We start from the raw sequence: 16,566 nt of genomic DNA on the forward strand, positions 1-16,566 counted from the left end.
GGGGATAGGAGAAGTCGCTTGATATCTAGTATGACGTCTGTCGCACCTGCTTGATCGCGGCCGCGATAGCTAGATCGCGTTGCTCCTCTTCTCCATCCGCGTTCCAAGCTGCGGAAAGGCACCCATAAGCGTACGCCTGGTCGAGCAGGCGACGCGGATCGACGTCCAGCGCACGAGAGAATGCGTCCGCCATCTGTGCAATGCGTCTAGGATCGAGACAAAGGTCGTCTCTGTCAGCCGGATCGTAGAACATATTGGCGGCGCCAAAGCCCACTTCACCGACCAGACCGACGGGATCTATCACCAGCCAGCCGCGACTGGAGAACATGATGTTTTCATGATGCAGATCGCCATGTAGCCCACGCAGTTCCGAGGCATTGCTCATCATTTGATCGGCTATAATCGCCGCGTGGACGTAGTCAGTTTGACAACCTGCGTTTTGATCATCGCGCGCCCGCTGAAACAAAGCTGCAAAGCGATCCCGGATCGGGAGAAGGGCAGAAGGCAGGGGTTCCTCAGATGCGGCATACAGCTTCGCCATTAGTTCCGCTGCAATTTCGGTCGCCTGGTAGTCGCCGTGCTCGGCAACGATGTGAGAGAGCATTCGCTCCCCGGCATATTCGAGCAACATCAGATTGTTCTCACGACCGAGCAACCGGACTGCTCCCCTCCCATTGCGCCATACCAGATAGTCGGCCCCGCGCAGTTCATCAGCAATGTCTTCTATAGGTTTCAATCCCTTGACGATTGCAGGAGTCCCGTCTGGCAATGAAACTTTCCAAACGAGGCTGGAAAAGGTGTCCGCAATGAGAACAGGTTGCGAAACGTGCCAATGAGCAGGAAAAACAGGCGGCATGAACATCAACCCCAAGTCAGAGGGTCCAATCGCAGATAGAAGGCAAGGCGTTCGCGGTCGGGGGCTTCGATCCCCAATACATTGAATAGGACAGCGAAGGCGCGCTCTGCTTCATCTGGCGCTGCCCAGTTCTCTTCGGCGTTAGCAATCATGAGTGCCAAATCGGCATAGCGATCTGCTGTTCCGAGCCGCCCAAGGTCGATCAGACCCGTGCATTGAAGAGTTTTAGGGTCCACCATGAAGTTCGGCATGCAGGGATCACCATGGCAAACAACCATATCGGTGCGCTCTTGGTCGAGCCGCACCGGTAGCTCTCGTTCGACACGAGCCAAAAGATCGAGCTGCGGCGTACTCTTGTCCTCGTCCGGTAAGAAGTCGGGATTGACGGCATTGCGGGACACCACATCAACGGCGCGTCCGAACATTCGCGACAGCCTGCGCTCAAACGGACATTGATCAACCGATAGGCTGTGAACAGCGCCAAGTTGCTGCCCCATTGACGGCCACGCTTTGAGCAAATCCGCTCCAGACAGATCAGCCGCCGGTACTCCCGGAATTGCCGTTATCACCAAGCATGCACCCTCCTGTTCCTCCTGCCAGTTGATCACCTCGGGGCAAGCCACACCTCGACCTTTGAGCCAAATGAGGCGGTCACGCTCTCCAGCGAGCTCACCGCGGCGGGAAGCAGGTGCGATTTTCGCGAAGGCATGCCCGTCACCACGTCGAAAAACAAAATCACCAGATTCTCCGCCTCTGACAGGCAACCAGTCAGAATGCGATTCACCAAAAAAAATATTAGTTCGATTCAATGGAGGTTCCTTCAGTTTTCTGATGAAGCGCGGAGGTGGCTCAACCTGCGAAAAGAAACGAGTTGCTACGTAAGTCCGAGAACATGCTTTCCATGGTCTCTGAGCTCGCCTTTGGGACCGACATATCGGTAGAGAGTGACGCGCTCGATGCCGAGTTCCTTGCAGAGATCGGAAACTGAAGTATCGCGCTGGGCCATGGCGGCTTGCGCGAGACGCACCTGAGCTTTGGTGAGCGCGAATTTTCGTCCGCCCTTGCGACCGCGCGCTCTCGCGGAGGCGAGACCCGCCATGGTGCGCTCTCGGATCAGATCCCGCTCGAACTCGGCCAAGGTGGCGAAGATTCCGAACACCATGCGACCGGACGCAGTCGTGGTGTCGATCTGAGCGCCCTTTCCAGTCAGAACCCGCAGGCCGATCTTGCGGTCTGACAGCTCCTTCACCGTGTTGACCAGATGGGCAAGCGATCGTCCGAGGCGATCGAGCTTCCAGACCACCAGCACATCGCCGTCACGCAATGACTTGAGGCAGGCAGTCAAGCCAGGGCGATCATCACGACCGCCGGAAGCAAGATCATCATAGATATTGTCCCGTTCGACACCTGCGGCGCGCAAGGCGTCGTGCTGCAGGTCGAGAGACTGCGAGCCATCGGCTTTGGAGACGCGGGCATATCCGATCAGCATGTATCACAAACGTTGGTTTGAGGCGGCGCTTCGGCCACGATTGCATTGACCTCTGGAAATGTATCTCAACCAGCTTCATAAACAAAGCGTCTTGAACGCTATCAGATTTTGAAAAAGGAACATGTATGCCGCGTCGCGTCACTCTAACCGATCGGCAGAAAGACGCGCTGTTGCGCTTGCCGACTTCACAGACGGATTTGCTCAAGCACTATACGCTGAGTGATGAAGACCTTGGGCATATCAGGCTGCGTCGGCGCGCTCACAACAGGTTCGGCTTCGCCCTGCAATTGTGTGTCCTGCGCTATCCCGGCCGGGTGCTGGCTCCAGGCGAACTGATCCCTGCAGAGGTCATCGAATTTATCGGAGCGCAGCTTGGCCTGGGTGCCGACGATCTCGTAGACTATGCTGCCCGCGAGGAAACACGGCACGAGCATCTTGCCGAGTTACGGGGGCTCTACGGCTTCCGCACCTTCTCCGGACGTGGTGCGAGCGAGCTGAAGGAATGGTTGTTCCGAGAAGCCGAGATGGCGGTGTCGAACGAGGATATCGCCCGTCGCTTCGTAGCCGAGTGCCGACGCACCCGCACTGTCCTTCCCGCGACATCCACGATCGAGCGGCTTTGTGCCGCGGCTCTCGTCGATGCCGAGCGACGCATCGAGACGAGGATCGCCAGTCGGCTGCCTATGTCGATCCGAGAACAGTTGCTGGCATTGCTCGAGGAGACGGCTGATGATCGGGTGACCCGTTTTGTGTGGCTGCGCCAGTTCGAGCCTGGCTCGAACTCTTCGTCGGCCAACCGGCTGCTCGACCGGCTCGAATATCTGCAACGCATCGATCTCCCCGAGGATCTGCTTGCCGGCGTTCCTGCCCATCGGGTGACTCGTCTGCGCAGGCAGGGTGAACGGTATTATGCCGACGGCATGCGCGATCTCCCGGAGGACAGGCGGCTTGCGATCTTGGCTGTTTGCGTCTCGGAATGGCAGGCGATGTTGGCCGACGCAGTGGTCGAAACCCACGACCGGATCGTCGGCCGTCTCTACCGTGCTTCGGAGCGTATTTGCCATGCAAAGGTCGCAGACGAAGCGGGGGTGGTGCGTGACACCCTGAAATCCTTCGCCGAGATCGGGGGCGCCCTGGTCGATGCACAGGATGATGGCCAGCCGCTGGGCGATGTCATCGCGAGTGGGTCAGGGTGGGACGGCTTAAAAACCCTTGTTGCAATGGCAACCAGGCTGACCGCCACCATGGCCGACGATCCGCTCAATCATGTGCTCGACGGTTATCACCGCTTCCGCCGATACGCTCCACGCATGTTGCGCCTGCTCGATCTGCGAGCTGCGCCCGTTGCACTGCCGCTTCTGGAAGCGGTGACGGCCCTTCGTACCGGTTTGAACGATGCCGCGATGACCAGCTTCTTGCGGCCCAGCTCGAAATGGCATCGCCACCTTCGGGCCCAGAGGGCTGGCGACGCTCGCCTATGGGAGATCGCGGTGCTGTTCCATCTGCGCGATGCGTTCCGCTCCGGAGATGTCTGGCTTACTAGGTCCCGGCGCTATGGCGATCTGAAACACGCACTCGTTCCGGCACAATCCATCGCGGAAGGCGGTCGTCTCGCTGTGCCATTGCGGCCGGAGGAATGGCTGGCAGACCGGCAAGCTCGCCTCGACATGCGGTTGCGCGAGCTTGGCCGTGCCGCTCGCGCAGGCACGATCCCGGGCGGGTCGATTGAAAACGGCGTTCTGCATATCGAGAAACTCGAAGCCGCCGCGCCGACAGGCGCCGAAGATCTGGTGCTCGATCTCTACAAGCAGATCCCGCCCACGCGCATCACCGATCTCCTGCTGGAGGTGGATGCGGCGACCGGCTTCACCGAAGCGTTCACCCATCTGCGCACAGGAGCACCCTGCGCTGACCGGATCGGGCTAATGAACGTTATCTTGGCGGAAGGGATCAACCTCGGCTTGCGCAAAATGGCGGATGCGACAAACACCCACACCTTCTGGGAATTGATCCGCATTGGACGGTGGCATGTCGAGGGCGAAGCCTATGACCGGGCGCTGGCCATGGTGGTCGAGGCACAGGCAGCGTTACCCATGGCCCGGTTCTGGGGCATGGGCACGTCGGCTTCGAGCGACGGACAGTTCTTCGTCGCTACAGAGCAAGGTGAGGCCATGAACCTGGTCAACGCGAAATATGGCAATACCCCGGGCCTGAAAGCCTATAGCCACGTCTCCGACCAATATGCGCCGTTCGCAACCCAGGTGATTCCTGCAACGGCAAGCGAAGCGCCTTACATCCTCGATGGCCTGCTGATGAACGATGCTGGACGCCATATCCGCGAGCAGTTCACCGACACGGGCGGCTTCACCGATCACGTCTTTGCCGCATGTGCCATTCTCGGCTACCGGTTCGCTCCGCGCATCCGCGACCTGCCATCCAAACGGCTCTACGCGTTCAATCCGTCGGCCGCCCCGGCGCACCTGCGAGCGTTGATCGGCGGAAAGGTCAACCAAGCCATGATCGAGCGCAATTGGCCCGACATCCTGCGCATCGCCGCCACCATTGCTGCCGGGACCGTCGCGCCAAGCCAGATTCTGCGGAAACTCGCCTCCTATCCGCGGCAGAACGAGCTCGCGACAGCCCTGCGGGAAGTCGGTCGCGTCGAGCGCACCCTGTTCATGATCGACTGGATTCTGGATGCCGAACTCCAACGGCGTGCCCAGATCGGGCTCAACAAAGGCGAAGCTCATCATGCGCTGAAGCGGGCAATCAGCTTCCACCGCCGCGGTGAAATCCGCGACCGTTCCGCCGAAGGCCAGCATTACCGCATCGCCGGCATGAATCTGCTCGCCGCCATCATCATCTTCTGGAACACCATGAAGCTCGGCGAGGTCGTTGCAAACCAGAAACGCGATGGAAAGCTGCTATCGCCCGATCTCTTGGCCCATGTTTCGCCGCTCGGATGGGAACACATCAATCTCACCGGAGAATATCGCTGGCCAAAGCCTTAGCGTAGGATTCCGCCCCCTCCCGCAAACGACCCCGGTGACGGGATTGGCAAGGTAGCCGGGTCCAGCCTGCACGCCGGCGTGGCGGCCAGGGCCGATGAACGCAAGAAGCTCGAACGGCTGTGCCGGTACATCAGCCGTCCGGCGGTATCCGAGAAGCGGCTGTCGTTAACACGAGGCGGCAACGTGCGCTACCAGCTCAAGACGCCGTACCGGGACGGCACCACGCACGTCATTTTCGAACCATTGGATTTCATTGCAAGGCTGGCCGCCCTGGTACCGAAGCCCAGAGTCAACCTAACCCGCTTCCACGGGGTGTTCGCACCCAACAGTCGGCACCGGGCGTTGGTCACGCCGGCAAAACGGGGCAGGGGCAACAAGGTCAGGGTGGCTGATGAACCGGCAACACCAGCACAACGGCGAGCGTCGATGACATGGGCGCAACGGCTCAAGCGTGTTTTCAATATCGACATCGAGACCTGCAGCGGCTGCGGCGGCGCCATGAAAGTCATCGCCTGCATTGAAGACCCTATAGTGATCAAGCAGATCCTTGATCACCTGAAGCACAAAGCCGAAACCAGCGGGACCAGGGCGTTACCCGAAAGCCGGGCGCCACCGGCTGAGCTGCTCCTGGGTCTGTTTGACTGACGAGCCTGAAGGCCAACGATACCAATCAAAATGCTGCGTTCACAGCGCCGCGGCAGGGATCCGCCGTGCTGGTTGTCGGAAAAGGAGCCGCTAGTGGGAAAGAGGAGGGTAAATTTTCAGCGTTGCTGGCTCCCCGTCAGCCGGATTGGGTTGCATCGCAGGGGTGTCGAAAGAGTCAACTGCGGTCCAAAGCTGTTGGACTTGGGTGAAAAGGGCGTTTATTCTTCCTATACGTGCCGCGTTCCAGGCGGCGACTATGAGGGCTATGTCGATGCCCATGTGCGCCGGCTGGAGGCGCTACGCCGGGCCGGTATCGTCGAGCGGATCGACGCCGACCAATGGCGCATCCCCGATGATCTGGTCAGCCGTGCCGCCGCCCATGACGCCGGCCGAGACAGTCAGGCCAGCGTTCGCGTCCTTTCCCCGGTCGATCTGAACAAACAGATCGGATCGGACGGCGCGACCTGGCTGGACCGGCGGCTGATCCACGGCGAGACGGCCGACCTTGCGCCAACCGGCTTCGGGCAACAAGTCCGCGAAGCCATGGACCAGCGCCGCGAGCACCATATCGAACAGGGCGACGCCACCCGCAGCCGGGACAGCCGCGTCTTCTACCGGCGCAACCTTCTCGCCATCCTGCGGGAGCGCGAGGTAGCCGGCGTCGGATCGGATATGGCTTTGAGTAAGGGCCTGCCGTTCCGCGCCGCCACGGACGGCGAGAGCGTCAGCGGCAAGTTTACCGGAACCGTGCATCTATCGAGCGGCAAGTTCGCCGTGGTCGAGAAATCCCATGAGTTCACCCTTGTCCCGTGGCGGCCGATCATCGACCGCCAACTCGGCCGCGAGGTTATGGGCATCGTGCAGGGCGGGTCGGTGTCGTGGCAGTTAGGGCGGCAGAGGGGGCTGGAACGCTGAGTGCGCCCATGCCGCATTGCGAAGCAAAAGATAATCGGATAAAATGTAGCAATTCATATTCGTAAGCGTGGAGTAATCAGATGGGAAATTCCAAGTCAGCAGACAAGTAAGCCGCAACAACCAGTATTGTTGTTGCGGCGCTCTGTAAGGCTAGTCTCATCTGATTGCTGACGAGCAGACGTCGCCCGGTATTCCTTAATCGAGGGTTGATTCGTCATGACCACCACACGCCCCGCGTGGGCCTATACGCTGCCGGCAGCACTGCTGCTGATGGCTCCTTTCGACATCCTCGCTTCACTGGCGATGGATATTTATCTCCCTGTCGTTCCAGCGATGCCCGGCATCCTGAACACGACGCCCGCTATGATCCAACTCACGTTGAGCCTCTATATGGTGATGCTCGGCGTGGGCCAGGTGATTTTTGGTCCGCTCTCAGACAGAATCGGGCGACGGCCAATTCTACTTGCGGGCGCAACGGCTTTCGTCATTGCGTCTCTGGGAGCAGCTTGGTCTTCAACTGCACCGGCCTTTGTCGCTTTCCGTCTACTTCAAGCAGTGGGCGCGTCGGCCATGCTGGTGGCGACGTTCGCGACGGTTCGCGACGTTTATGCCAACCGTCCTGAGGGTGTCGTCATCTACGGCCTTTTCAGTTCGATGCTGGCGTTCGTGCCTGCGCTCGGCCCTATCGCCGGAGCATTGATCGGCGAGTTCTTGGGATGGCAGGCGATATTCATTACTTTGGCTATACTGGCGATGCTCGCACTCCTAAATGCGGGTTTCAGGTGGCACGAAACCCGCCCTCTGGATCAAGTCAAGACGCGCCGATCTGTCTTGCCGATCTTCGCGAGTCCGGCTTTTTGGGTTTACACTGTCGGCTTTAGCGCCGGTATGGGCACCTTCTTCGTCTTCTTCTCGACGGCTCCCCGTGTGCTCATAGGCCAAGCGGAATATTCCGAGATCGGATTCAGCTTTGCCTTCGCCACTGTCGCGCTTGTAATGATCGTGACAACCCGTTTCGCGAAGTCCTTTGTCGCCAGATGGGGCATCGCAGGATGCGTGGCGCGTGGGATGGCGTTGCTTGTTTGCGGAGCGGTCCTGTTGGGGATCGGCGAACTTTACGGCTCGCCGTCATTCCTCACCTTCATCCTACCGATGTGGGTTGTCGCGGTCGGTATTGTCTTCACGGTGTCCGTTACCGCGAACGGCGCTTTGGCAGAGTTCGACGACATCGCGGGATCAGCGGTCGCGTTCTACTTCTGCGTTCAAAGCCTGATAGTCAGCATTGTCGGGACATTGGCGGTGGCACTTTTAAACGGTGACACAGCGTGGCCCGTGATCTGTTACGCCACGGCGATGGCGGTACTGGTTTCGTTGGGGCTGGTGCTCCTTCGGCTCCGTGGGGCTGCCACCGAGAAGTCGCCAGTCGTCTAACCGACGACTGGTAGCAGGCCCGCTCCGATGCGGCGCACTAACCATCGAAACCTCGTGAATGTCGGTATCCTGTCTGGCAGGATACCGCTCATTTCCCTTGTTCAGTTCATCGCCGTCGCCGAGCATCTGAATTTTCGGCATGCGGCCAAGGCACTTGGTATCAGCCAGTCGAGCGTCAGCGCGCGTGTGAAAGCGCTGGAGGATAACCTTGGTGTCCTGCTATTTGAGCGCCATGCGCGGGGCGTTCGGCTAACAGACGCAGGCAGGCACTTCATGGAGCGTGTCACGGCGGGTGTCGATCAACTCGATCACGCAGTGAAGACCGCGGAGTGACGGGCACTGGCTGGCAATGTCTAGCAACGGCAGGCATTTCGGCTGAGGGTAAAAGAACTTTCCGCTAAGCGATAGACTGTATGTAAACACAGTATTGCAAGGACGCGGAACATGCCTCATGTGGCGGCCAGGACGGCCAGCCGGGATCGGGATACTGGTCGTTACCAGAGCCACCGACCCGAGCAAACCCTTCTCTATCAGATCGTTGACGAGTATTACCCGGCATTCGCTGCGCTTATGGCAGAGCAGGGAAAGGAATTGCCGGGCTATGTGCAACGGGAATTTGAAGAATTTCTCCAATGCGGGCGGCTGGAGCATGGCTTTCTACGGGTTCGCTGCGAGTCTTGCCACGCCGAGCACCTGGTCGCTTTCAGCTGTAAGCGTCGCGGTTTCTGCCCGAGCTGTGGGGCGCGGCGGATGGCCGAAAGTGCCGCCTTGCTGGTTGATGAAGTACTGCCTGAACAACCCATGCGTCAGTGGGTGTTGAGCTTCCCGTTTCAGCTGCGTTTCCTGTTTGCCAGCCGGCCCGAGATCATGGGGTGGGTGCTGGGCATCGTTTACCGCGTCATTGCCACGCACCTGGTCAAGAAAGCGGGCCATACCCACCAAGTGGCCAAGACGGGCGCGGTCACCCTGATCCAGCGTTTTGGATCGGCGCTCAATCTGAATGTTCACTTCCACATGCTGTTTCTCGACGGTGTGTATGTCGAGCAATCCCACGGCTCAGCGCGTTTCCGCTGGGTCAAGGCGCCGACCAGCCCAGAGCTCACCCAGCTGACGCACACCATCGCCCACCGGGTGGGTCGCTATCTGGAACGGCAAGGCCTGCTGGAACGGGATGTCGAAAACAGCTATCTGGCCTCGGATGCGGTGGATGACGACCCGATGACACCCCTGCTGGGGCACTCGATCACTTACCGTATCGCTGTCGGTTCACAGGCGGGGCGAAAGGTGTTCACTTTGCAAACTCTGCCGACCAGTGGTGATCCGTTCGGTGACGGGATTGGCAAGGTAGCCGGGTCCAGCCTGCACGCCGGCGTGGCGGCCAGGGCCGATGAACGCAAGAAGCTCGAACGGCTGTGCCGGTACATCAGCCGCCCGGCGGTATCCGAGAAGCGGCTGTCGTTAACACGAGGCGGCAACGTGCGCTACCAGCTCAAGACGCCGTACCGGGACGGCACCACGCACGTCATTTTCGAACCATTGGATTTCATTGCAAGGCTGGCCGCCCTGGTACCGAAGCCCAGAGTCAACCTAACCCGCTTCCACGGGGTGTTCGCACCCAACAGTCGGCACCGGGCGTTGGTCACGCCGGCAAAACGGGGCAGGGGCAACAAGGTCAGGGTGGCTGATGAACCGGCAACACCAGCACAACGGCGAGCGTCGATGACATGGGCGCAACGGCTCAAGCGTGTTTTCAATATCGACATCGAGACCTGCAGCGGCTGCGGCGGCGCCATGAAAGTCATCGCCTGCATTGAAGACCCTATAGTGATCAAGCAGATCCTTGATCACCTGAAGCACAAAGCCGAAACCAGCGGGACCAGGGCGTTACCCGAAAGCCGGGCGCCACCGGCTGAGCTGCTCCTGGGTCTGTTTGACTGACGAGCCTGAAGGCCAACGATACCAATCAAAATGCTGCGTTCACAGCGCCGCGGCAGGGATCCGCCGTGCTGGTTGTCGGAAAAGGAGCCGCTAGTGGGAAAGAGGAGGGTAAATTTTCAGCGTTGCTGGCTCCCCGTCAGCCGGATTGGGTTGCATCGCAGGGGTGTCGAAAGAGTCAACTGCGGTCCAAAGCTGTTGGACTTGGGTGAAAAGGGCGTTTATTCTTCCTATACGTTGTCGGCAGCGGGCCAAAAAGGAATACGTCCATGCCCATCGAGGTGAAACCGGCTGTGAGCGCGGGTTCAAGCATATAGCCCGACAGGCGCGTATCCTTGCCGATCACGACACGATGGCGGTGGTCACCGCGACGAAAGACACGGCCAGCCGCCATGCCGACGCGCAAGGCGGTTTCCGCCGTCATCGCGCCTTCGTTGGCTTTGCCACGAATACCGTCTGTGCCGAAATATTTGCGCACCATAAGGTCGATTATCCTGTCGTCGGGTCGCCCTCAAAGGGGACATGCCTGCTGAACCGCGAATATAGAGAAATATCCCGAATGTGCAGTTAACGAATTCTTGCGGTTTCTTTCAGCGCCGCCAATACCGCCAGCCCGTCGCGCAAGGGGCGCGGCTCGTGTGTGCGGATGAAGTCAGCTCCACCTGCGGCGGCGGCAAGCTCTGCAGCGAGTGTCGCGGCCCCGACATCCCCCGGACCACGGCCTGTGAGCGCGCGCAGAAAGGATTTGCGCGAAACAGACAGAAGCACCGGCAAATCGAAGCGCAGCCGCAATTCATCGAACCGCGCCAGCACCGAGAGCGAGGTTTCGGGAGCAGCCCCCAGAAAAAACCCCATGCCGGGATCAAGGACAAGGCGGTTGCGTTTGATACCGGCACCCGTCAGCGCCGCGATGCGCGCGTCAAAGAACGCCGCAATGTGATCCATGATGTCGCCAGCGGGTGCCTCGCGCCGATCTGCCTGCCCGTCTTGCACCGAATGCATAACGACGAGTTTGGCAGATGATTTCGCCAATTGCGGATAGAACGCAGCGTCTGGAAAACCGCGAATATCATTGAGATAGGCCACACCACGCGACAAGGCATAGGCTTGCGTCGCGGGTTGATAACTGTCGAGCGAGACGGGAATGCCATCTGCCTTGAGCGCGTCCAGCACCGGCGCGATACGCGCGATTTCTGTGTCGGACGAAACAGGCGCGGCGTCGGGATTGCTGGATGCCGGACCGAGGTCGATCACATCTGCCCCCTCGGCCATCAGCTTACGCGCCTGCGCAATGGCTGCGTCTGGCGCCAGATACCGGCCTCCATCGGAGAAACTGTCCGAGGTTATGTTGACGATGCCGAAAATGATGAGCGATTTATTCATGGGGGCTTCTATAATAATAATAATCGAGCATGAGTCTCATACGGATGCTCGGGTCGAAAGGGAATCCCCAGGCGAGTAACCTGTTTGCGGTGATCCATTAGCTGCAGGAGCAGAAGAGCATACATCTGGAAGCAAAGCCAGGAAAGCGGCCTATGGAGCTGTGCGGCAGCGCTCAGTAGGCAATTTTTCAAAATATTGTTAAGCCTTTTCTGAGCATGGTATTTTTCATGGTATTACCAATTAGCAGGAAAATAAGCCATTGAATATAAAAGATAAAAATGTCTTGTTTACAATAGAGTGGGAATGAGTTGAAAGAACGAGGGCGCCGAGAGGCGCCCTTGTTTTTTTGTAGTGTCCGCTACCGCTTGGTCCGGTTCTGCGCTCACTTGTTAGCCGGACCCTGCCTCCCTAAGATCGAGGTAAGTCAAAGGGAAAGCACGCCATACCATGAACGATCATTCTCAAATTATCGTTATCACTTCCGAGCATACGATCCTCGGCACGCAACGCGGCACTGTCCGAGTAACTTCAGGCGGCACCCTGTGTCTGGATGGGACATTACAGGGGACACTCGATATTCAGGCCGGAGGCACAGTACGTATCAATGGGCAGCAGCAGGGAACCGTTGCGGTTGCTCCGCATGCTACAGTCACTGTCTTTGGCGCCATTCAAGGCACCACCAGTCTGGAACGTGGCGCGTCTTTGACCATCGAGCCTTCCGGAAAGCTCGCGGGAACGCTTGTTAACGATGGGCTGGTCGTAGTTCGTGGTGTCTTCGCTGGCGCACAATCCGGCAATGGCACTATTCGCCTCGAGGGCGATGGCTACATTAAGCAGCCTGCCTCTATCAAAGATGGCGTTCACTACTACGAGTGGTAGGTAGCGACCTAACAGTTCATCCAAGCCGGTCGCCGCTTCGTAGCGCCGGTTTAATTCATGGGCCAGCCCCCTTGGGATTACTATGTTCTATCACGTCATCGTTGAAACAAATGAGAAGGTTGGCAAGCAGGGCGTAAATAGAGAGTATTTTGAACTTGACAAGGCGGATCTAAGGGATGTCTTGGAGCGCGTCGTCTATCCCTACCTTCGCAAGCAAGGATTTCAATTCGACGGGTATTTTCTTCAGCACAGCGAGGTCCGCCGTATCGCCATAAAGCAGACGGAGAAGAGCTCTCGAGTGCTCTCGCAGTACGAAAACGACAATATGCCTGCTGGCATAATCATGTTTGTTTCGCCAAGCAGTGTTATTTCGTATGAAACACATGCGAAGGACATCACCGCCCAAGTCTTCGATGAGGCGAAAACTACTATTTCGCCTGAAGATCTACCCAAGCCTTCCGCTATCCGCGACCCATCCAAAGTATTCATTGTTCATGGCCGTGATGACTTGGCAAAAACAGATGTTGCCCGTTTCGTTGAGAGGCTCGGCTTTGAGGCCATAATTCTTCACGAGCAAGCTAATTCCGGGCAGACAATCATTGAAAAGATTGAAGCACATACGAACGTAGGTTTCGCTGTTGTTCTTTACACCCCCTGTGATATCGGTGGCTTTGCAAACGAGCATCAGCGGTCGCGCGCACGGCAAAACGTAGTATTTGAGCACGGGTATCTGATCGGCAAGCTTGGCCGCCACAACGTGTCTGCTCTCGTGAAAGGCGATGTTGAGATTCCCAACGACATAAGCGGCGTTGTTTACGTGCCGCTGGACCACCACGGTGCTTGGCGCGTTGCTCTTGCTAAAGAGCTCCGTACGGCTGGCTATTCCGTGGATATGAATCGTGTTGTGTAGAGTGGGGGGTTCACATCTCGTTCGAGGCGGACGGCTCGCCCCCGCTCAATTCAAGCGTTCGCCCTCATACTCACTTTCGATAAAGTCGTTGATGGTTATATCGGTACTCGCGAGCGCTCTGAGTGCGCCACTCAGGATCTTACCTTGACGCGGATGATTTCCAAAGAGCTGAGACCCGGGGCTTCCACACGTCCTGCCCAGAAGATCTCGCAAACGCAAAGAATCGGCTGCGCACCGGTCGATGGATGGAGGCGCTCCCTTGCACGTCCGCAAGGCATTTGGTCCTAGCGGGACGATCTGCAGCTTTCAGTTCGGCCGTAACCCAGGAAGGTGGCCCCGGAGGCGAATCCGCGCTGATGAAGACACTGCCCGGTAGGAGGCAGGTCATTGATGTCCGCTCCCCGTGGCAGGGCGTCATGCGACCCATGGCCGACATCAGAACCTCCGCCGGAGCGACTTTGCGATGGTCCCTCTGCTGGGTCCGGTAATACATTGGCTTGTTCGCCGGAGCCAGCCGTCCTAAGATCGGGCCGTATCAAGAGGGAAAGCCCGTCATACGGTGCTTTGTGGATAAGCCGTATAGCCGGATTCGAGGTTCCGTCTATTAGTTGGTTTGGCACTACAGGAAGGATTCAATGACACCTATTTTTGATTCTGGAACCAATCTCGTAGCTTGGTTCGACGGGCATCACTTCTTCGACCTTAATCAGGAGTGGATCGCCTTCGTGGCCAATGGCCATGTGTTTTCAGCGGCCCGCAACACGTGGCTTGGGCCGTTCCATAACGGTTCTTTCTTGGACACAAATGGGAGGCCTGTAGCTTGGCTTCAGAATACCGCGCCTAGTGGCTCCCTCAAGCCGCTGAAGCCACTCAATCCACTCAAACCCCTTAGGCCTTTGCGTCCCCTCCGCCCGCTTCAGCCGCTTAAGCCTCTTCAACCACTTCAGCCTCTCGGGGGGTGGTCGCAGATGACGTTCGCTCAATGGCTGGCGCAGTAGGGCCGAACAATTCGTTCAAGCCGAAGCCGCTTCGCGGCTCGGCTTAACTCGGCGTTAGACGTCATTTCGAGCGACCATGGGGTGATATCTGGCATTGCCCGGAAGCGGGCACTGGGGCAGGGATTAGGTTGATTTATCGCGGCTAGGCGGAGTGTTAGCCACTTCGCTCAATGCATCGGACTTTGGCCAACCTTGGTTATGTATCCTCAGGTTGCGCTTACAATTAACTACATGGCGGTTATCACCTTCAGCTATTCGCGCGGATGCCGCCTAGTTCATTCGAGCCGAAACCGATTTGCTGATCGACTTGGTTCGGGCATTATGCCTCTGGAGGGAGTGTTATATGGAAAAAAGATACCAAGTTTTTGTCAGCTCGACTTTCGCCGACCTACAGCAAGAGCGGCAGGAAGTGATGCAGGCACTGCTTGAACTTGATTGCATCCCATCTGGCATGGAACTGTTTCCAGCTGCCAACGAAGATCAATGGACGCTCATCAAAAAAGTAATTGATGACTGCGACTATTACATGGTAATTCTAGGGGGGCGCTATGGAAGTATTGGCCCTAATGGCCATAGCTACACAGAGATGGAGTATCGATACGCGCTGGAAAAGGGAAAGCCAATTCTTGGATTTGTCCACAAAGACCCATCTCAGATCGCAACGAGCAAATCGGAGCAGTCGGAGAGTGGGCGAGAGAAGCTTGGAGAGTTCCGAGAGTTTGTTCAGAAGCGCATGTGCCGTTTCTGGGACTCTCCCGCTGACTTGGGAAGCCAAGTCAGTCGCAGTCTCGTTAAACTGATCAAGACACATCCTAGTATTGGTTGGGTGCGAGGTGATCAGGTTCCCTCGGAGAGTGCTACTACTGAAATCTTGTCCCTTCGCAGGACAGTGGACGAACTGGAGCGGAAGCTCTCGGCAGTAGCAACCGAAGCACCGGAAGGCGCCAGCACGTTGGCGCAGGGCGCTGATCAGGCCTCTCTCGCCTATACGTTCATAGCGTCTCCAACTGGCTACAGGAGCGATGGAGAGACTTATAGAGGAGTCTCAGTGCTCGCCTGGGACGAAATTTTCTCCGCGCTTGCACCGCTCATGATCGACGAGTCTGATGAGGCTGGCTTGCGGATAGCTCTTAACAGCCTTGTGAGAACGAAGGAACACGAGGACCTCTCCTCAAAGAGGGGTTTCAAAGGCCACCGATTCTTTGATTTCACTGTGCGCGGGGACGATTTTCAGACCGTAAAGATACAACTTCGGGCCCTAGGACTGATTACTAAGAGTAGCAAGAATCGTAGCGTGAAAGACACGGCTACATATTGGACGCTAACGCCCTATGGCGATAACCAAATGACTAAGCTGAGAGCGATCCAGCGTACAGAGTCCTAACATATTCGCTCAAGCCGAATTCGCCTCACGCGGCGGCATATATCAGGCGTTCGATGTCCGTTTCTGGCCGGAAGCGGACGTTGTTATATGCGAGGTCAGACGAAGCCTGCCGCGAGTATGCTCCAGGAGGCAGATCACTCCGGTCTCACCTCGTGGCACGCCCACTCAACCAACCCGCGGCAAGCCAGAAACAGCCCATCCACCACCCCCTCATCCAGATGCCGCTCCGGGTCCGCTGCTACTCGGCAGCGGTCCGCCGCGTGCAACAACTCCAGCACCGTTAGCGCCCCCACCATCGCGCGCTCGCTCCTGGCCAGACTGACGCGGCGGCCGGGCGACACATCGGTTTCCGGCCACGGGTGCCCATCAGCCCCCTCGCAGCCGCGCATGCGCTTGAGGATGCCGAGCAGGGAGTTCAGGTCGGGCAGGGGAGTGTCGTCGTTGATGGGCTCAACAACGGTGTACGAGGAGAAGGTGTCGGATTCGTTCATGGCGTCGGCTTCCGTGGCTGTGCTTAACAGCGCCACCGCGAAGAGGTGGCGGACGGTGCGGGTTCCAAACCGGGACAGACAGTTGTCAATAACCGGCGGGTCCGAAGACCCCCACGCACCGCCCGCCATAAAGGCCGACGGATTGCCCGCCGGCACCGGTTAAGGACGGTGCCGACGGGCAAGCGTAAACAACTATCTGTCTCGGGTTTGGACGCCCGCTGCCACCCGTTGTCGGTGGC

The 16,566-nt window shown here is 58.2% G+C and carries 15 protein-coding genes and 1 pseudogene; 10 read left to right on the forward strand and 6 right to left on the reverse strand.

All coding sequences use genetic code 11. The annotated features are described in order from the left end of the window. Positions 1 to 25: 25 nt before the first annotated feature. The 3 genes from ACZLHH_RS09760 to ACZLHH_RS09770 form a co-directional block, all read right to left on the reverse strand. Positions 26 to 862 (reverse strand): aminoglycoside O-phosphotransferase APH(6)-Id, encoded by an 837-nt coding sequence (locus ACZLHH_RS09760; RefSeq protein ID WP_000480968.1) that lies wholly within the window; start codon positions 860 to 862, stop codon positions 26 to 28. Then, positions 862 to 1,665, reverse strand: a complete 804-nt coding sequence (gene aph(3'')-Ib / locus ACZLHH_RS09765) for an aminoglycoside O-phosphotransferase APH(3'')-Ib (protein ID WP_001082319.1) — start codon at positions 1,663 to 1,665, stop codon at positions 862 to 864. The genes ACZLHH_RS09760 and aph(3'')-Ib overlap by 1 nt, the downstream gene beginning before the upstream one ends. A gap of 65 nt (positions 1,666 to 1,730) precedes the next feature. Beyond that, positions 1,731 to 2,345, reverse strand: coding sequence for a recombinase family protein (locus ACZLHH_RS09770; RefSeq protein ID WP_000904906.1), 615 nt, complete (start codon positions 2,343 to 2,345; stop codon positions 1,731 to 1,733). A gap of 125 nt (positions 2,346 to 2,470) precedes the next feature. Here ACZLHH_RS09770 and ACZLHH_RS09775 point away from each other — a divergent pair, with 125 nt between their 5' ends. The 6 genes and pseudogenes from ACZLHH_RS09775 to ACZLHH_RS09800 all read left to right on the forward strand — a co-directional run bounded on the left by ACZLHH_RS09775 (position 2,471) and on the right by ACZLHH_RS09800 (position 10,285). Next, on the forward strand, positions 2,471 to 5,356 hold the full coding sequence (locus ACZLHH_RS09775; protein WP_001138082.1) for a Tn3 family transposase: 2,886 nt from the start codon (positions 2,471 to 2,473) through the stop codon (positions 5,354 to 5,356). Positions 5,357 to 5,386: 30 nt separating this feature from the next. Then, positions 5,387 to 6,001: pseudogene (locus ACZLHH_RS09780) on the forward strand (IS91-like element ISCR2 family transposase); the annotation flags it as partial. Between the two features lie 30 nt (positions 6,002 to 6,031). After that, positions 6,032 to 6,916: a DUF3363 domain-containing protein gene (locus ACZLHH_RS09785; protein WP_001447541.1), complete on the forward strand. Its 885-nt coding sequence runs from the start codon at positions 6,032 to 6,034 to the stop codon at positions 6,914 to 6,916. Positions 6,917 to 7,132: 216 nt separating this feature from the next. Next, positions 7,133 to 8,347: a chloramphenicol/florfenicol efflux MFS transporter FloR gene (floR, locus tag ACZLHH_RS09790; protein ID WP_000214119.1), complete on the forward strand. Its 1,215-nt coding sequence runs from the start codon at positions 7,133 to 7,135 to the stop codon at positions 8,345 to 8,347. Positions 8,348 to 8,401: 54 nt separating this feature from the next. Further along, the gene (locus tag ACZLHH_RS09795; RefSeq protein ID WP_001100557.1) at positions 8,402 to 8,680 is read left to right on the forward strand and encodes a LysR family transcriptional regulator; all 279 of its coding nucleotides are present in this window, start codon (positions 8,402 to 8,404) and stop codon (positions 8,678 to 8,680) included. Between the two features lie 111 nt (positions 8,681 to 8,791). Beyond that, a complete protein-coding gene (locus tag ACZLHH_RS09800; RefSeq protein WP_001120888.1) occupies positions 8,792 to 10,285 on the forward strand; it encodes an IS91-like element ISCR2 family transposase in 1,494 nt (497 codons plus the stop codon). 175 nt (positions 10,286 to 10,460) lie between these two features. Here the strand turns inward: ACZLHH_RS09800 and ACZLHH_RS09805 are convergent, their stop codons facing one another. Both ACZLHH_RS09805 and sul2 read right to left on the reverse strand, forming a co-directional pair. Beyond that, positions 10,461 to 10,763: a phosphoglucosamine mutase gene (locus ACZLHH_RS09805; RefSeq protein ID WP_000251875.1), complete on the reverse strand. Its 303-nt coding sequence runs from the start codon at positions 10,761 to 10,763 to the stop codon at positions 10,461 to 10,463. A gap of 86 nt (positions 10,764 to 10,849) precedes the next feature. Next, positions 10,850 to 11,665 carry a sulfonamide-resistant dihydropteroate synthase Sul2 gene (gene sul2, locus ACZLHH_RS09810; protein WP_001043260.1) on the reverse strand — a complete coding sequence of 272 codons (816 nt, stop codon included), beginning with the start codon at positions 11,663 to 11,665 and terminating at the stop codon, positions 10,850 to 10,852. A 447-nt stretch (positions 11,666 to 12,112) separates the two neighbouring features. On the opposite strand from sul2, the gene ACZLHH_RS09815 reads away from it, so the two are divergent. From ACZLHH_RS09815 to ACZLHH_RS09830, 4 genes are all read left to right on the forward strand, one after another. Next, the gene (locus ACZLHH_RS09815; RefSeq protein WP_146268428.1) at positions 12,113 to 12,544 is read left to right on the forward strand and encodes a bactofilin family protein; all 432 of its coding nucleotides are present in this window, start codon (positions 12,113 to 12,115) and stop codon (positions 12,542 to 12,544) included. A gap of 82 nt (positions 12,545 to 12,626) precedes the next feature. Then, entirely contained in the window at positions 12,627 to 13,454 is an 828-nt protein-coding gene (locus tag ACZLHH_RS09820) for a TIR domain-containing protein (RefSeq protein WP_111103154.1), read from the forward strand. A gap of 635 nt (positions 13,455 to 14,089) precedes the next feature. Further along, positions 14,090 to 14,452: a 4-fold beta flower protein gene (locus ACZLHH_RS09825; protein WP_111103147.1), complete on the forward strand. Its 363-nt coding sequence runs from the start codon at positions 14,090 to 14,092 to the stop codon at positions 14,450 to 14,452. Positions 14,453 to 14,795: 343 nt separating this feature from the next. Further along, on the forward strand, positions 14,796 to 15,836 hold the full coding sequence (locus ACZLHH_RS09830; RefSeq protein WP_180844123.1) for a DUF4062 domain-containing protein: 1,041 nt from the start codon (positions 14,796 to 14,798) through the stop codon (positions 15,834 to 15,836). Between the two features lie 134 nt (positions 15,837 to 15,970). Here the strand turns inward: ACZLHH_RS09830 and ACZLHH_RS09835 are convergent, their stop codons facing one another. Further along, on the reverse strand, positions 15,971 to 16,327 hold the full coding sequence (locus ACZLHH_RS09835; RefSeq protein WP_164227459.1) for a hypothetical protein: 357 nt from the start codon (positions 16,325 to 16,327) through the stop codon (positions 15,971 to 15,973). Between the last annotated feature and the right edge of the window lie 239 nt (positions 16,328 to 16,566).

This window comes from Stenotrophomonas sp. 28608_Sma, from assembly GCF_056486185.1.

Bases quoted from the DNA above. Each gene is read 5' to 3' on its own strand.
- ACZLHH_RS09760 (WP_000480968.1), bottom strand. From the start codon at position 862: ATGTTCATGCCGCCTGTTTTTCCTGCTCATTGGCACGTTTCGCAACCT.
- ACZLHH_RS09770 (WP_000904906.1), bottom strand. From the start codon at position 2,345: ATGCTGATCGGATATGCCCGCGTCTCCAAAGCCGATGGCTCGCAGTCT.
- ACZLHH_RS09775 (WP_001138082.1), top strand. From the start codon at position 2,471: ATGCCGCGTCGCGTCACTCTAACCGATCGGCAGAAAGACGCGCTGTTG.
- ACZLHH_RS09785 (WP_001447541.1), top strand. From the start codon at position 6,032: ATGCTGCGTTCACAGCGCCGCGGCAGGGATCCGCCGTGCTGGTTGTCG.
- floR (WP_000214119.1), top strand. From the start codon at position 7,133: ATGACCACCACACGCCCCGCGTGGGCCTATACGCTGCCGGCAGCACTG.
- ACZLHH_RS09800 (WP_001120888.1), top strand. From the start codon at position 8,792: ATGCCTCATGTGGCGGCCAGGACGGCCAGCCGGGATCGGGATACTGGT.
- ACZLHH_RS09805 (WP_000251875.1), bottom strand. From the start codon at position 10,763: ATGGTGCGCAAATATTTCGGCACAGACGGTATTCGTGGCAAAGCCAAC.
- sul2 (WP_001043260.1), bottom strand. From the start codon at position 11,665: ATGAATAAATCGCTCATCATTTTCGGCATCGTCAACATAACCTCGGAC.
- ACZLHH_RS09815 (WP_146268428.1), top strand. From the start codon at position 12,113: ATGAACGATCATTCTCAAATTATCGTTATCACTTCCGAGCATACGATC.
- ACZLHH_RS09820 (WP_111103154.1), top strand. From the start codon at position 12,627: ATGTTCTATCACGTCATCGTTGAAACAAATGAGAAGGTTGGCAAGCAG.
- ACZLHH_RS09825 (WP_111103147.1), top strand. From the start codon at position 14,090: ATGACACCTATTTTTGATTCTGGAACCAATCTCGTAGCTTGGTTCGAC.
- ACZLHH_RS09830 (WP_180844123.1), top strand. From the start codon at position 14,796: ATGGAAAAAAGATACCAAGTTTTTGTCAGCTCGACTTTCGCCGACCTA.
- ACZLHH_RS09835 (WP_164227459.1), bottom strand. From the start codon at position 16,327: ATGAACGAATCCGACACCTTCTCCTCGTACACCGTTGTTGAGCCCATC.